This is a genomic window from Brevundimonas albigilva, from assembly GCF_023503965.1.
Lineage (GTDB): Bacteria > Pseudomonadota > Alphaproteobacteria > Caulobacterales > Caulobacteraceae > Brevundimonas > Brevundimonas albigilva.
In genome coordinates this window covers 2,213,155-2,227,445 of record NZ_CP097298.1, presented here as the reverse complement: position 1 = coordinate 2,227,445, position 14,291 = coordinate 2,213,155, and the positions used below count along the sequence as shown (strand labels likewise).

The 14,291-nt window shown below is 71.8% G+C and carries 14 protein-coding genes, 1 tRNA gene and 1 pseudogene; 11 read left to right on the top strand and 5 right to left on the bottom strand.

The features are described 5' to 3' along the window. Positions 1-15 precede the first annotated feature (15 nt). The 6 genes from MU852_RS11860 (at position 16) to MU852_RS11835 (ending at position 4,728) form a co-directional block, all read left to right on the top strand. On the top strand, positions 16-786 hold the full coding sequence (locus MU852_RS11860; RefSeq protein WP_249749743.1) for a class I SAM-dependent methyltransferase: 771 nt from the start codon (positions 16-18) through the stop codon (positions 784-786). A gap of 49 nt (positions 787-835) precedes the next feature. After that, on the top strand, positions 836-1,339 hold the full coding sequence (locus MU852_RS11855) for a SixA phosphatase family protein (protein WP_249749742.1): 504 nt from the start codon (positions 836-838) through the stop codon (positions 1,337-1,339). Further along, on the top strand, positions 1,336-1,680 hold the full coding sequence (locus MU852_RS11850; RefSeq protein WP_249749741.1) for a DUF952 domain-containing protein: 345 nt from the start codon (positions 1,336-1,338) through the stop codon (positions 1,678-1,680). The genes MU852_RS11855 and MU852_RS11850 overlap by 4 nt, the downstream gene beginning before the upstream one ends. Further along, complete coding sequence (locus MU852_RS11845) at positions 1,677-2,720, top strand: quinone-dependent dihydroorotate dehydrogenase (protein ID WP_249749740.1); 1,044 nt, start codon at positions 1,677-1,679, stop codon at positions 2,718-2,720. The genes MU852_RS11850 and MU852_RS11845 overlap by 4 nt, the downstream gene beginning before the upstream one ends. Before the next feature lie 65 nt (positions 2,721-2,785). Then, a complete protein-coding gene (locus MU852_RS11840) occupies positions 2,786-3,481 on the top strand; it encodes a hypothetical protein (RefSeq protein WP_249749739.1) in 696 nt (231 codons plus the stop codon). After that, positions 3,373-4,728: an ATP-binding protein gene (locus tag MU852_RS11835; protein ID WP_249751947.1), complete on the top strand. Its 1,356-nt coding sequence runs from the start codon at positions 3,373-3,375 to the stop codon at positions 4,726-4,728. Before MU852_RS11840 ends, MU852_RS11835 begins: the two co-directional genes overlap by 109 nt. Here MU852_RS11835 and MU852_RS11830 read toward each other — a convergent pair. Further along, complete coding sequence (locus MU852_RS11830; RefSeq protein ID WP_249749738.1) at positions 4,713-5,135, bottom strand: very short patch repair endonuclease; 423 nt, start codon at positions 5,133-5,135, stop codon at positions 4,713-4,715. The two genes, MU852_RS11835 and MU852_RS11830, sit on opposite strands and share 16 nt — an antisense overlap. 54 nt (positions 5,136-5,189) lie before the next feature. After that, positions 5,190-5,676, bottom strand: a pseudogene (locus MU852_RS11825) (redoxin family protein). A gap of 121 nt (positions 5,677-5,797) precedes the next feature. Between MU852_RS11825 and MU852_RS11820 the strand changes: the two are divergent. Continuing rightward, on the top strand, positions 5,798-6,367 hold the full coding sequence (locus MU852_RS11820; RefSeq protein ID WP_249749737.1) for a YqgE/AlgH family protein: 570 nt from the start codon (positions 5,798-5,800) through the stop codon (positions 6,365-6,367). A gap of 19 nt (positions 6,368-6,386) precedes the next feature. On the opposite strand, the gene MU852_RS11815 is transcribed toward MU852_RS11820, so the two are convergent. The 3 genes from MU852_RS11815 to MU852_RS11805 form a co-directional block, all read right to left on the bottom strand. Continuing rightward, a complete protein-coding gene (locus MU852_RS11815; protein WP_249749736.1) occupies positions 6,387-7,214 on the bottom strand; it encodes an outer membrane protein in 828 nt (275 codons plus the stop codon). A 132-nt stretch (positions 7,215-7,346) separates the two neighbouring features. Further along, a complete protein-coding gene (locus MU852_RS11810; RefSeq protein ID WP_249749735.1) occupies positions 7,347-9,047 on the bottom strand; it encodes a bifunctional protein-serine/threonine kinase/phosphatase in 1,701 nt (566 codons plus the stop codon). A 71-nt stretch (positions 9,048-9,118) separates the two neighbouring features. Continuing rightward, positions 9,119-9,880: an SIMPL domain-containing protein gene (locus MU852_RS11805; RefSeq protein WP_249749734.1), complete on the bottom strand. Its 762-nt coding sequence runs from the start codon at positions 9,878-9,880 to the stop codon at positions 9,119-9,121. Between the two features lie 183 nt (positions 9,881-10,063). Here MU852_RS11805 and MU852_RS11800 point away from each other — a divergent pair. The 4 genes from MU852_RS11800 (at position 10,064) to kdpB (ending at position 14,273) form a co-directional block, all read left to right on the top strand. Further along, positions 10,064-10,139, top strand: a tRNA-Ile gene (locus tag MU852_RS11800). Between the two features lie 239 nt (positions 10,140-10,378). Further along, positions 10,379-10,465: a potassium-transporting ATPase subunit F gene (locus MU852_RS11795; RefSeq protein WP_250202610.1), complete on the top strand. Its 87-nt coding sequence runs from the start codon at positions 10,379-10,381 to the stop codon at positions 10,463-10,465. 13 nt (positions 10,466-10,478) lie between these two features. After that, positions 10,479-12,188 (top strand): potassium-transporting ATPase subunit KdpA, encoded by a 1,710-nt coding sequence (kdpA, locus tag MU852_RS11790; protein WP_249749732.1) that lies wholly within the window; start codon positions 10,479-10,481, stop codon positions 12,186-12,188. Positions 12,189-12,224: 36 nt separating this feature from the next. After that, positions 12,225-14,273: a potassium-transporting ATPase subunit KdpB gene (gene kdpB, locus MU852_RS11785; protein ID WP_430641224.1), complete on the top strand. Its 2,049-nt coding sequence runs from the start codon at positions 12,225-12,227 to the stop codon at positions 14,271-14,273. Positions 14,274-14,291 lie beyond the last annotated feature (18 nt).

The window sequence follows — 14,291 nt, the reverse complement described above, 5'->3', positions numbered from 1 at the left end:
CCTATAGTGAGGCCCATGCGGCGCAGCATCGATGAGCTGAGAACCTTCTACGGCGAGCCGACCGGCGTGCTCGCGCGAAGACTGCTGGCGCGAAGGCTGGACGACGCCTGGGGCGAGGCGGCGGATTGCGACGTGCTGGGCCTGGGCTACGCCACGCCCTGGTTGGACGCCTTCGTCGGGGCGCGGCGCGTGGTCGCGGCCATGCCGGGCGGACAGGGGGTCGAGCACTGGCCTGCGGTGGGGCGAAACCGCACCCTGCTGGCGGACGAGCGGCGGCTGCCGTTCCAGGCGGGGACCTTCGACCGCATCCTGCTGGTCCATGTGCTGGAAGAGGCCGACGATCCGGGCGCGGTCCTGACCGAGGCGGTGCGGGCCCTGGCTCCGGCGGGGCGGATCATCCTGGTCGCGGCGGCGCGCGGCGGCCTGTGGGCGCGCACCGAGAACACGCCGTTCGGATACGGCCGTCCCTTCTCGCGCCGGCAGTTGGAGCGGCTGGTGCGCGAGGCGGGCCTGGAGCCCTCGGCCTGGTCCCAGACCCTGTATGTGCCGCCCTGGGGGCCGCTGCTGCCGCTGGCGGACGGGTTCGAACAGGTCGGTCGACGGATCGCGCCCGGCGCGGCGGGCCTGATCCTGCTGGAGGCGACCCGCCACGCCTACGCCCGCATCCGGCCCAGCGGCCAGACCCAGCGGGTGGCCCGTCCCGCCCTGGCGCCCCAGCCGGCCGCCTCGGTTCCGTCCCGCCTGTCGCCCCCGCCCGAGACGCCGACGCGGCTGACGCGGAGTTGACCGACGCGGCGTCTGGCCCCGCGCCCCGAAGCGCCCTAATGGCGATCCCATGCATCGACTGATCCTCATGCGCCACGCCCAGGCCGAGATGTCCGCCCCCTCCGGCGGCGGCGACAAGGCGCGCCCCCTGGCGCCGCAGGGCCGCACGGAGGCCGGCGCCATGGGCCGGGCCCTGGCCGAACGCGGGATCAAGCCGGACCTGGCCCTGGTCTCGACCGCGGCGCGCACGCGTCAGACCTGGGACCTGATGCACGACGCCTTCGGCGACGTGGAGGTGCGCGACCTGGCCATGCTGTACAACGCCGGCGCCGACGTCATCCGCGGCCTGGTCGAAGGATCCGAGGAAGAGGCCGGCTGCCTGATGATCGTGGCCCACAATCCCGGCGTCCACCTTCTGGCGGTCGAATACCTGACCGAGAGCGCAGCCTCCCCGGCGGTGCTGGACCGGCTGGCGGGCGGTTTCGCGCCCGGCTCGGCGGCGATCTTCAGCGTCGATGTCGCGGGCCGCTGCGCCTACGAAGGCTTCCTGACGCCCCGGACCGGCGGCGCATGACCCCGGTCGCCTACAAGATCATCGACGCGGGCGAATGGCGCCAAGCGGTCGCCGAAGGCCGCTACGAGGGTTCGGCGGTGGACCGCGCCGACGGCTACATCCACCTGTCGACCCAGGCGCAGCTGGCCGAGACGGCGCGTCGGCACTACGCCGGGCGGGACGGGCTGATGCTGCTGAGCGTGCATCTGGACCGGCTGGAGGACGCCCCGGCGTGGGAGCCTTCGCGCGGGGGCGACCTGTTCCCGCACCTCTATTCGCCCCTGCCGGTCGCGGCCGTGGGCGAGGCCCGCCCCATGACCGTCGACGCCGACGGGACGATGCGGGTCGGAGACCCGGCATGAGCGTGATGGACGCCGGCGCCGCCCTGTTGCGCCGCCTGGACCCGGAGCAGGCCCACGTCCTGGCCCTGCGGGGCCTGGCGCTGGCGCCCCTGCCGGCCGCGTCCGCCGACGCGCCGATCCTGCGCACGCGGCTGGCCGGCCTGGACCTGCCCAATCCGGTCGGCCTGGCGGCGGGCCTGGACAAGAACGGCGAGGCGTTGCGGGGCCTGTCGCGACTGGGCTTCGGCTTCGTGGAGTGCGGCTCGGTCACGCCCCGGCCGCAACCGGGCAATCCGAAGCCGCGCCTGTTCCGCCTGGCCGAGGACCGGGCGATCATCAACCGCATGGGCTTCAACAACGCCGGGCTGGAGGCCTTCGCCCGCCGGCTGGCGGCGCGGCCGGCGGCGGCGGTGGTCGGCGCCAACCTGGGCGCCAACAAGGAGACCGAGGACAAGGCGGCGGACTATGTCGCGGGTCTGGAGCGGCTGGACGGCCTGGCGGACTATTTCACCATCAACATCTCCTCGCCCAACACGCCGGGCCTGCGCGCCCTGCAGGGCCGGGCGCAGCTGGACGACCTGCTGGGCCGGATCGACGCCGCCCGGCCCCGGGCGACCGCGCGCCAGCCCGTCTTGCTGAAGATCGCGCCTGATCTGGCCGGCGCCGAGATCGCCATGATCGTGGAGGCCGCCCTGGCCCACCGCATCGACGCCCTGATCGTGTCGAACACCACGCTGGAGCGGCCCGCGACCCTGCGCTCCGTCCACGCGGCGGAGGCCGGGGGCCTGTCGGGCGCGCCGATCCGGCCGTTCGCCGAAAAGGCCCTGGTCGCGGCGGCGGAGGCGGCGCAGGGCCGCCTGCCCCTGGTTGCGGTCGGCGGGATCGACAGCGGGGCGGAAGCCTATCGCCGCATCCGCCTGGGCGCGACGGCGGTGCAGGTCTATTCCGCCCTGATCTACGAGGGCCCCGGCCTGGTCCAGCGGATCAAGCGCGACCTGGCGGACCGGCTGCGCGCGGACGGCTTTTCCACCGTTTCGGAGGCCGTCGGCGCGGGCCGTTGACGGAGCGTTAGCCTCAAGCCGCCAAGATGGCTGGAAACGCGCGCCTTGCGCCAACGGGGAAACGAATGTCGGACACCACGGGCGGCGACACGGTCAGCGGCTGGGCTTTCGCCGTCCGGCAACGCCGTGGCGCGATGATGCAGCGCGTCGCCGTGGGCCTGGCCAGCAGTCTGGCGGCGACGCCCCTGGTGGGCTGGCCGATCGCCCTGACCTGGGGCGCCGCCTATATGGCCATCCAGGTCTGGGAGGCCTTCGTCTTCGGCCCCGTCAACGCCTCCCCCTCGTGTCCGATGTCGCGCGCGCGCCATGTCCTGGGCGGGGCGACCATGTTCGCCAACACCGGCCTGTACGGCGCGCTGTCGCTGCTGCTGTGGGTGTTCGGCGGACCGGCGGGCGGCGTGTCGGCGGCGATCATGCTGCCGGCGGCCATGGTCTATTCGATGGTCAACGCCCCCCGCTCGCTGACGGTGCTGGCCTGCACCGTCACGCCGCAGATCCTCTACATGACCGCCTTCCCCCTGCTGCTGATGCAGATGGGGGCTCCGCCGGCGACCGCGGTCACGGCGGCGGCGGCGGTGACCATCTTCGTCATCTACTGCCTGAGCGTCTGGCGCGGGCTGGCCGAGCGCGCGCGCGCGAGCAGAAGGATCGGCTGCTGGCCGAAGACCACGCGGCGCGGCTGCGCAAGGCGCTGGACGAACAGGGCGCCTTCCTGGCCGCGATCGGCCATGACCTTCGCACCCCCATCGGCGCCATCCTGAGCGGGGCGGCCGAACTGCGCGGCGGCGACCTTCAGGTGCGCCAGAAGGCCGAGTTGATCACCGACGCCGGCCAGATGATGAAGTCGCTGCTGGACGACCTTCTGGACCATTCGCGCATCGAGGCGGGCCGGATGAAGGTCGAGGTCGCCGACTTCGACCTGCGCGCCCTGCTGGCCCAGACCCTGCGCCTGTGGCGCGGCGCGGTGGAGGCCAAGGGGCTGAGGCTGCGCATCGAAGGCGCGCATCGCATTCCCGCCGGCGTCCGGGGCGACGCCATGCGTCTGCGCCAGGTGCTGAACAACCTGATGTCGAACGCGGTGAAGTTCACCGCCCAGGGCGACGTGACCCTGCGGCTGAACGCCTGGAGCGAGGAGCCGTCCGGCTACGCCCTGCTGATCGAGGTGGCCGACACCGGTCCGGGCATGACGTCCGACCAGCTGGGCCGCCTGTTCAAGCCGTTCGACCAGACCGCCGACGGCGTGGGCGCCGCCCACGGCGGGTCGGGCCTGGGACTGTCGATCAGCCGCAACCTGATCGAGCTGATGGGCGGCCGGCTGACCGCGCGAAGCGCGCCCGGCCAGGGCGCCCGCTTCACCGTCTCCCTGTTCCTGCCGCGCGCCGACGCCGTGGCGACGGCGACGGCGCCGACCCTGGACGACAGCCGGCTGGCGGTGGCGCGCGTCCTGGCCGAACGCCGCGCGCCCGAGGCCGGGTCGGCCCGCCCTGCCCCCGTGCGGACCGCACCCATCGCCCCCGCCCCTGCCCCTGCCCCGGCGCCCGCGCGGGTCGAGCCCGAACCGCCGCTCGCGGCCCAGGCCGACGACGAGGATCGGCCGCTGCGCCTGCTGGTGGTCGACGACCACGACATCAACCGCCGCGCGGTGCAGCTGATCCTCCAGCCGCTGGGCTGCGACATCGTCGCCGCCGCGGACGGCCTGGCCGCCCTGGACCGGTGCCGCGAGACGGTGTTCGACCTCATCTTCATGGACGTGCGGATGCCCGAACTGGACGGACGCGAGACCACCCGCCGCCTGCGCGCCGAGGGCGGACCCAACGCCGCGACGCCCGTGGTCGCCGTCACCGCCGACACCGCCCCCGAGGACATCGCCGCCTGCCAGGCCGCGGGCATGGCCTATTTCGTGCCCAAGCCGCTGACGCCGCCCGCCCTGCTGGGCGCGCTGCAGCACGTGCTGGAGGAAACGCAGGGCGGCGAGGCTCAGGCCGACGGGGATCAGGCCGCGGCCTGATCCCGAACCCGCGCCACCAGCCGTTCGGCGAAGTCGGGCGCGCGCATCTCGCATTCCCAGACGATCAGGACGCGCCAGCCCGCCGCCTCGAGTTCGGCGACGGCGCGATCGTCGCGGGCGCGGTTGCGCGCGATCTTGGCCAGCCAGTAGTCGGCGTTGGCTTTCGGCTTTCGCGCGCCGCGCGGGCAGTCGTGGCCGTGCCAGAAGCAGCCGTGGACGAACACGGCCGTGCGCCGCCCCTTCATCACCACGTCGGGCCGGCCGGGCAGCCCCTGGCCGCCCAGCCGATAACCGATCCCGGCCGCGCGCAGCATCCGGCGCACCGCCCGCTCCGGCCCGGTGTCGCGGCCTTTCACGCGCCGCATGACGGCGCTGCGCTTCTCCGGGCTGAAGACGTCGGTGGTCATGGTTCCCCGGTCCAGGCTACCGCTGCGCTGCTTGAGCCTGGACCGACGAAGAGATCAGAGCTGGGCGATCAGGTGCTCGGCCGAGGACACCTTGAACTCGCCGCCCTGCTCGATGTTCAGCTGGGTCACGGTCCCGTCCTTGACCAGCATGGAATAGCGCTGCGAGCGCTCGCCCAGGCCGAAGCCCGAGCCGTCCAGCACCAGGCCCAGGGGCGCGCGTCAGCTCGCCGTTGCCGTCGGCCAGCATGACGATGGAATCGTCGTCGATCCCCTGGCTGTCGGCCCAGGCCTTCATCACGAAGGCGTCGTTGACCGAGGTGCAGGCGACCGTGTCCACGCCCTTGTCGCGGATGTCCTGCAGATGGTCCTTGAAGCCCGGCAGGTGGCGCGCCGAACAGGTCGGGGTGAAGGCGCCGGGCACGGCGAACAGGGCCACGGTCTTGCCGTTGAAGATCTCGGCGGTGGAGACGGGCTTGGGGCCGTCGGCGGTCGCCTGGGCCAGGGTCGCGGCGGGAATGCGATCGCCGATCTGGATGGTCATGGAAGGTCTCCGCAGGGGATGGGGGAAAGGGAACAGCGTGCGCGACACATAGACACGCCGGCCGCGACCGCAAGCGCCGATGCGCCTTGCGCCGGCCCGTTTCGCACCCGATGATAAGACCATGACCGACGCCTCCTCCCTGACGGGCCGTCTCCTGGTCGCCATGCCCGGCATCGGCGACGCCCGGTTCGAACACGCGGTGATCCTGATCTGCGCCCACGGCGCGGACCATGCGATGGGTCTGCGCCTGGATCGTCCCGCGCCGGGCGTCGACCTGAAGACGGTCCTGGACAAGCTGGACCAGCCGGCGCCCGACCAGGCGGCCGGGCGCGTCGTGCTGATGGGCGGGCCGGTCGAGCGCGAGCGCGGCTTCGTCCTGCACACCGACGACTGGATGGTCGGCGACGACAGCCTGCCGTTCGGCGACGGCCTGGCCATGACCGGCACGCGCGAGGCGCTGGCGGCCATGACCGACGCCGTGTCCGGCCCGCGCCGCTCGACCCTGCTGCTGGGCTACGCCGGCTGGGGCGAGGGCCAGTTGGAGGAAGAGCTGGCCGAAAACGTCTGGCTGACGGTCGACGCCGACATGGACCTGATCTTCGACGGCGAGCACGACACGAAATGGAACCGCGCCCTGGCCCGGATGGGCGTGGACGCGGCCATGCTGTCCAGCCAGGGCGGCCGGGCCTGACGGCCCGACCGAACAAGGCTCAGAACCGATAGCTCATGCCGATGCGCACATGATGCGCGCCGAACTTGTCGTTCGAGCGGATCATGTCCGTGCCGGTCGTGTTCGGCGGCAGGATGAAGGGATTGCTGGCCGGCGCCGAGCCGGGACCGACCCGCACCACCGGGCTGTCCACGTCCAGCGAGGTGTAGAGGTATTCGCCGGTCACCGTCAGGCCGCGCCCCAGGGCGTATTCCACCCCGCCGCCGGCCTGCCAGCCGTCGCCGTCGTCCGAATCCTGGGTCGTGTTGAAGCTGTTGGCGCGATTGCTGGTGGTGAAGGCGTTGTCGAACGTGCCGTAGGCGTAGCCGCCCGTGCCGTAGATCAGGGCCGGCCCCATGGCGTAGCCGATCCGCGCCCGCACCGCCGCCAGGCTGTCCAGTTCGCGCTCGAAGGTGTAGTAGGCCGGGGTGGTCGAGAAGCCGGTCACCCGGTCCTCCATGTCCGTCACGCTGTATTCGGCTAGGCCGCCGACGACGAAGGCGCCGAACTGCCAGTCGTAGCCGACCCGCACCCCCGCTTCCGGGGCCCCCTTGTCGCTGTCGCATCCGTCCGCCGCCACCGAACTGTTGGCGGCGCCGTCGCAGAAACCGGGGCTGAAGGCGTCGGCGCCGGCGGCCGTGGCGACGGTCTCGCCATAGACGCCGTCAAGGTTGCGGTCGAACCCCAGACGTTCGTCCTCGTCGTCGTTGGCCTGGCCGTAGCCGCCGAAGATTCCGATGTAGGGGCCGGTCCAGTCCGGGGTCGACTGGGCCAGGGCGGGAGAGGCGACGAGCGCCAGCGCCAGGGCGCATGAGGCTGTCTTGATCATGGCGAGGTCCTTCTTGCCGCGCGGACAGGCGGCCCGCATCCGCCACAAGGCGCGTCCGAACCGGCGCGTTCCCCCATGCCCCCGCCGCTAAACGCCGCAGCATCCAATCGTCCGTTCGCTGCGTAGGGTCGCCTATCGCGTGGCCAGCGAGACCAGCAGCGCAAGGACCAGCAGCAGGCACACGCCCTGCCAGAAGCGCACCGGGTCGCGTTCGATCAGCGACAACGGCCGGGGCGGCGGGGCGGCGACGGCGCTGCCGGTTTCCAGGACATGGACCAGCTCCTCCACATCCTCGAAGCGGTCGCCGGGGTCCAGGGAGACGGCCCGCATGATGGCCGCCTCCAGCCAGGCGGGCATGTCCGGGCGATGGCGGCCGGCGGGCGTCGGCGTGCGGTCGAAGCGCGGCGCGTCCTCGGGATCGACCGCGCCCCACGGATAGGTCCGGGTGAACAGGCGGTACAGGGTGACGCCCAGGGCGAACTGGTCGGTGGCGGGCGATCCGGCCTCGCCGCGATACATCTCGGGCGCCTTGTAGCCGTTGGTGCCCGGCGCCTCGGCCTCGGCGAACTCCTCGGCCTGGCGCAGGCGCGCGACCCCCAGGTCCACCAGCTTGAGCCCGCCGTTCGCCTCCAGGATCACATTGTCCGGCTTGATGTCGCGGTGGATCACCCCCGCGCGGTGCAGGGCCGCCACGGCGCGGGCCAGGCGCAGCGCCGTCTCCACCCCCTCGGCGATCTCGGGCGGGCCGTCGTCGGCCAGGCGCGCGTGCAGGGTGCGGCCGGCGTAGAAGGGCTGGGCGATGTAGAGGCGGCTCTGGCGGCCGGCTTCCAGCGTCAGCACCTTGCCCACGAACGGGCTGTCGATGCGGCGGCCGATGAAGGCCTCGCGCAGGAACGCCAGTCGCGCGCCGCGCGCCGAGACCACGGCGGTCTTGGGGAACTTCAGCACCACCTGCCCCAGGTCGCCGGCGGCGTCGCGCGCCAGGAACAGGCGGGTGTAGCGGCCGTCCGCGATCAGCCGCTGCAGCGCGAAACCGTCCACGGTCGCCCCGGCGTCGGGGGGCGGCTGGACCTGCAGGCCCTCGGCCTCGGCGGTGATCGCCTCCCAGTCCGGCGCCCCGGTCCGGATCACGTCGATGACGATGACCGTGGCGTTGTCGCGCGCCCCGACCGCCTCGACCTCGGCCAGCACCGCCTTGGCGTCCGCGTCGGGCGAGGCGCGGCGGCCCAGCAGCCGCGCCAGGGCCGCCTCGTCCAGCACGCCGTGCACCCCGTCGGTGGTCAGCATCAGCCGGTCGTGGGGCGCCAGGCCGACGTGGCGCACGTCCAGCTTGACGTCCGCCTCGATGCCCACGGCGCGATAGAGCACGTGGTTCAGCCCCTCGACCGCGCGGGTGTGATCCTCGGTCAGCCGCGTCAGCACGCCGTCGCGGAAATGCCAGGCGCGGCTGTCGCCGACGTGCAGGGCCGTCGCCTCGCGCCCCCTCAGCACCAGGGCGGTGAAGGTGGTGGCCGCCGCCGTCATGGCCGGATCGGACCGCCCCTTGGCGTGGAGCCAGCGGTTGAAGCCGCGCAGGGCCTTGATTCCGTTGGCGGCGATGCCGTTCAGCGGATTCTGGTCCAGATAGCCGTCGATGAAGCTGCGGGTCGCCAGCTCTGCCGCCGTGCGGCCGGCCTTGGAACCGGACACGCCGTCGGCGACGACGGCCACGACGCCGTGCTCGCGCCGTTCGACGGGCGAGCCCAGATGCACCCCGCCGAAATCCTGATTGTCCGCCTTCGGCCCCTGCAGGGTGGCGAAGCCGGCGGCGATCTCCAGTCTGGCGTCGGTCAACCGCCCAATCCCCCCGTCGCGCCCCGCAGCCAGCGGAGCAACGACGGGGGCCGGCGTCAAGCGCTCAAACCTCAGCGCGCGATGTCATAGACGCCCGTGATGTCGATCCGCACCGACAGTTCGCCGCCCGAGACCGGGCTGGAATCCGCCGCCTGCAGCGACGCGGCGCGGGCGTACATCGGCATCGGCGGCGGGGGCGCATAGCCGCCGCCCTCGCTCAGGCTGCGCACGCCGCCCAGCTGGACGCCCAGGGCCTGGGCGTAGAGGGCGGCCTTTTCCTGCAGGGCGCGCACGGCCAGGCGCCGCGCCTCGTTCTCGGCCGTGGTCGGGTCCTTCAGGCCGAAGCCGATGCCGTCGATCTGGTTGACGCCGGCGGCGACCACCGCGTCGGCCGTCGCACCGACCTTGGACAGGTCCTCGATCCGCACCGTCACCCGGTTGACGGCCTGATAGCCGCGCAGCTTGGGCGGCTGGTTCTCTTGATAATCGTACTGGGCCGACAGGTTCAGGCCCGACGTCTGGACGTGGCGCTCGGCGATCCCGGCGCGGCGCAGGGCGGCCATGACCTGGTTCATCCGCTCGGCGTTGGCGCGCATGGCGGCCTCGGCGGCGGGCGCCTCGGTCTGGACGCCGAAGGTGATGGTGGCCATGTCGGGCGCGGTCTTGACCTCGCCGAAGGCCGACAGGTTCAGGGAGGGCGCGGGCTGCATGGGGGTCATCGCTTGGGGGGTCTGGGCCATGGCGGGCGGCGCGCCGGCGGCCAGGGCCACGGCGACCACGGCCGCGCCCGCCAGGGCGGCCGGCTTGATCAGGGCGTTCAGGGTGCGGGTCATGAAGGTCTCCGTGAGGTCGATCCGGCCGGCCTGGCGCCGTCCACGGGCGCACCTTGGCCGTTTGCGCCTGAATGAACGCCCGACGCGCCCTGTCAGGTTCCGTTCATCGACCGATTCCCCCGAAACCGCCCCGCCCCTTGGCGTGACCGCCCGCCCCTGCTAGGCCGAACCTCCTCGTCTCGGGGGCCTGTAGCTCAATGGTTAGAGCCGACCGCTCATAACGGTCTGGTTGGGGGTTCGAGTCCCTCCGGGCCTACCAGAGACGACAAGGCCCGAAGCCCCGATCGAGCCGAGGTGCAGCCGGGCGATCCGCCGGCTTATGTTTTCCTTATGCGCGCGGGCCGAACTCGAATGGCGCCCTTACGTCGGTCGGTGAGCATCTGACGTCTCCAACAAGTCGGAGGCGATCGGCATGGCCGATGTGATGTTTCTGGCGATCGGCGGCGGCGCGTTTCTCGCGTTCGCCGCGCTCGCCGTTCTGCTGAAGCGGGTGTGACGATGATCGTCAGCATCCTGTGGGGCGCCGGCGCGGTCGTCGTCGCCATCTATATGGTCGCGGCGCTGCTGCGGCCCGAGCGGTTCTGAGGGAGCCGCGTCCATGACCATTCAAGGCTGGGGCGAGATCGCCCTGACGCTGGGCCTGTCCGTGCTGATCGGATGGCCGCTGGGAATCTATCTGTCGCGCGTCTGGAACGGCGAGCGCACCTGGCTCGACCCGGTGCTGCGTCCGGTCGAGGGCGTCTTCTACAAGGCGTCCGGCGTCGACCCGACGCGCAGCCAGGGTTGGCTGGGCTACGCCGGCGCCCTGCTGGCGTTCAACCTCGTCGGCTTCCTGGCCCTCTATGCGCTGCTGCGCCTGCAAGGCGGCCTGCCGTTGAACCCGCAGGGGTTCGGGGGCCTGTCTCCGCATCTGGCGTTCAACACCGCCGTCAGCTTCGTCACCAACACCAACTGGCAGAGCTATGGCGGGGAGACGACGATGTCGACCCTGACCCAGATGGCCGGCTTGACGGTGCAGAACTTCCTGTCCGCCGCCACGGGCGCGGCCATCGCGGCCGCCCTGGCGCGGGCGTTTGTCGCCAATCGCGGCGAGGGCGTCGGCAACTTCTGGGCCGACATGACCCGGACGACGCTGTACCTCCTGTTGCCGGCCTCGCTGATCCTGGCGCTGGTGCTGGCGGGGCTGGGCGTGGTGCAGAGCCTGTCCGCCTCGGTCGCCGCCATGGGCATGGAGGGCGGACAGCAGACCCTGTCGCTGTTCCCGACCGCCTCGCAACTGGCGATCAAGCAGTTGGGCGTCAACGGCGGCGGGATCTTCAACGTCAACTCCGCCCACCCGTTCGAGAACCCCTCGGCCCTGACCAATCTGATCACCGCCATTTCCATCAATGTGCTCGGCTGGGCGGCCTTCTTCGCCTTCGGCCGCAGCGTGCTTGCGAAGAAGGACGTGCGCGCGCTCGTCGTCGCCGCCTTCGTGCTGTTGGCCGCATGCGCCGCCGGCCTCTACGCCGCCGAGAGCCAGCCCGCGCCGGCCCTGGTCGCCGCCGGGATCCAGCAGCCGGTCAATATGGAGGGCAAGGAGGTCCGCTTCGGCGTGCCGTCGTCCGTCGCATGGGCGGTTCAGACGACCGGCGCGTCCAACGGCTCGGTCAACTCCATGCACGCCAGCTATATGCCGCTGTCGGGCGGCCTGCAGATGTTCCTGATGCAGCTGGGCGAGATCCTGCCTGGCGGCATAGGCTCTGGCCTCGCGATCATGGTCGTCATGGCCATGCTGGCGGTGTTCGTGGCCGGGCTGATGGTCGGGCGGACGCCGGAATACCTGGGCAAGAAGATCGAGGCGCGCGAAATCCAGTTCGCCATGGTGGCCGTTCTGGTCCTGCCGCTGGCCATCCTGGGCTTCGGCGCGGTGGCGGCGGTGTTCCCGACGGCGCTGGCCGGACTGTTGAACCCCGGTCCGCACGGCCTGTCCGAGATTCTCTACGCCTACACCTCGGCGGCGGCGAACAACGGCTCGGCCTTCGCGGGCCTGACCGCCAATGCGCCCTGGTGGAACACGACGCTCGGCCTCGGCATGCTGCTCGGCCGGTTCGCGCCCGCCGTCGCGGTGCTGGCCATCGCCGGCTCGCTCGTCGCCAAGCCGAAGCTGGCGCCGTCCGCCGGCACCCTGCCGACCCACGGGCCGCTGTTCGTCGGCCTGCTGATCGGCGTCATCCTCATCCTGGGCGGGCTGCAGTTCTTCCCCGCCCTGGCCCTGGGTCCGATCGTCGAGCATTTCCAGATGCTCGCCGGTCCGGCCGGGGTCTGAACCGGACATCGCGTCATGACATTCGCAAACCCCGACATGCCGGGCGAAAAGCCCCGCCAGACGTCGCTCGCCGGCGGCCTGACGGGCGCCATGATCGGCCGCGCCCTGGGCGAGGCCTTCGTCAAGCTGAACCCCGCGCACCTGCTGCGTAATCCGGTGATCTTCGTCACCTGGGTCACGGCCCTGCTGGCCTCGATCTCGGCGGTCGCCGCCGTGGCGGGCGGCCAGCCGGCCGGTTTCGCCATTCAATTGGCGCTGTGGCTGTGGGCCACCGTCCTGTTCGCCAACGTCGCCGAAAGCGTCGCCGAAGGGCGGGGCAAGGCGGCGGCGGACAGCCTGCGCGCCACCCGCGTGACGACCAAGGCCAAGCTGATCGTCGATCCCCAAACCGGCACGGTCGTCCCGACGCCCGCGCACGAACTGCAGGTCGGTTCGATCATCCTCGTCGAAGCCGGCGACGTCATCGCCTCGGACGGCGAGATCGTCGAGGGCGTGGCCTCGGTCAACGAAGCGGCCATCACCGGCGAGAGCGCGCCCGTGATCCGCGAGGCCGGCGGCGACCGCTCGGCCGTGACCGGCGGCACCACGGTGGTGTCCGACTGGATCAAGGTCCGCATCACCTCCGCGCCCGGCGCGACCTTCCTCGACCGGATGATCGCCATGGTCGAGGGCGCGAACCGCCGCAAGACGCCGAACGAACTGGCCCTGTCGGTCCTGCTGGCCGGCCTGACGCTGGTCTTCCTGATCGCGGTCGTGACGCTGCTGGGCCTGGGCGCCTATTCCGGGGTCGAACTGGACCCCATCGTGCTGGGCGCCCTGTTCATCACCCTGATCCCGACGACCATCGGCGGCCTGCTCAGCGCGGTCGGCATCGCGGGCATGGACCGGCTGCTGAAGGTCAACGTCCTGGCCACCTCGGGCCGGGCGGTCGAGGCCTCGGGCGACGTGGACACCCTGCTGCTGGACAAGACCGGCACCATCACCTTCGGCAACCGCATGGCGACCGAGGTCATCCCGGTTCCCGGCGTCCGGCCCGAAACGGCCCTGCGCGCCGCCGTCATGGGCTCGCTGGCCGACGAGACGCCGGAAGGCCGCTCGATCATCGAACTGGGCCGCAACGCCGGGCTGTCGCCGGTCCTGCCCGACGGCGCCAAGGCCATTCCGTTCTCCGCCGTCACGCGCCAGTCGGGCGTGGATGCGGACGGCCAGAGCTGGCGCAAGGGCGCCGTCGATGCGGTGCTGAAGGCGCTGGATCTGTCCGAAGGGCAGGCTCCGGCGGAGTTCCGTCAGGCCGTCGACCGCATCGCCCGTTCAGGGGGCACGCCGCTGGCGGTCACCGAGAACGGCGCCCTGGTCGGGGTCATCCACCTGAAGGATGTCGTCAAGCCGGGCGTGAAGGAGCGGTTCGCCGACCTGCGCCGGATGGGGCTGCGCACCGTCATGATCACCGGCGACAACCCGGTCACGGCCGCCGCCATCGCCTCGGAGGCCGGGGTGGACGACTACCTGGCCGAAGCGACGCCCGAGGACAAGCTGCGGCTGATCCGCGAGGAACAGGCCAAGGGTCGGCTGGTCGCCATGTGCGGCGACGGCGCCAACGATGCGCCCGCCCTGGCCCAGGCCGACGTCGGCGTGGCCATGCAGACCGGCGCCCAGGCCGCGCGCGAGGCCGGCAACATGGTCGACCTCGACTCAGACCCCACCAAGGTCATCGAGATCGTCGAGGTCGGCAAACAGCTGCTGATCACGCGCGGCGCCCTGACCACCTTCTCCATCGCCAACGACGTGGCCAAGTATTTCGCCATCATTCCGGCGATGTTCGTGGTCGGCCTGCCGGCGCTTGGCGCGCTGAACGTCATGGGGCTGCACAGCCCCGAAAGCGCCATCCTGTCGGCGGTGATCTTCAACGCCCTGGTCATCGTGGCCCTGATTCCGCTGGCCCTGCGCGGGGTCAAGTACCGCGCCGTGGGGGCGGGAAAGCTGCTGGGCCGCAACCTGCTGATCTACGGCCTGGGGGGCCTGATCGCCCCCTTCGTCGGCATCAAGCTGATCGATCTGGTCGTCTCCGGGCTGGGCCTGGCGTGACCGACATCCCTCTCATGA

Coding starts and splice junctions, on each gene's coding strand:
- MU852_RS11795 (WP_250202610.1), top strand. CDS start 10,379: ATGATCGTCAGCATCCTGTGGGGCGCCGGCGCGGTCGTCGTCGCCATC.
- kdpB (WP_430641224.1), top strand. CDS start 12,225: ATGCCGGGCGAAAAGCCCCGCCAGACGTCGCTCGCCGGCGGCCTGACG.
- MU852_RS11850 (WP_249749741.1), top strand. CDS start 1,336: ATGACCCCGGTCGCCTACAAGATCATCGACGCGGGCGAATGGCGCCAA.
- MU852_RS11830 (WP_249749738.1), bottom strand. CDS start 5,135: ATGACCACCGACGTCTTCAGCCCGGAGAAGCGCAGCGCCGTCATGCGG.
- kdpA (WP_249749732.1), top strand. CDS start 10,479: ATGACCATTCAAGGCTGGGGCGAGATCGCCCTGACGCTGGGCCTGTCC.
- MU852_RS11840 (WP_249749739.1), top strand. CDS start 2,786: ATGTCGGACACCACGGGCGGCGACACGGTCAGCGGCTGGGCTTTCGCC.
- MU852_RS11845 (WP_249749740.1), top strand. CDS start 1,677: ATGAGCGTGATGGACGCCGGCGCCGCCCTGTTGCGCCGCCTGGACCCG.
- MU852_RS11855 (WP_249749742.1), top strand. CDS start 836: ATGCATCGACTGATCCTCATGCGCCACGCCCAGGCCGAGATGTCCGCC.
- MU852_RS11815 (WP_249749736.1), bottom strand. CDS start 7,214: ATGATCAAGACAGCCTCATGCGCCCTGGCGCTGGCGCTCGTCGCCTCT.
- MU852_RS11860 (WP_249749743.1), top strand. CDS start 16: ATGCGGCGCAGCATCGATGAGCTGAGAACCTTCTACGGCGAGCCGACC.
- MU852_RS11820 (WP_249749737.1), top strand. CDS start 5,798: ATGACCGACGCCTCCTCCCTGACGGGCCGTCTCCTGGTCGCCATGCCC.
- MU852_RS11805 (WP_249749734.1), bottom strand. CDS start 9,880: ATGACCCGCACCCTGAACGCCCTGATCAAGCCGGCCGCCCTGGCGGGC.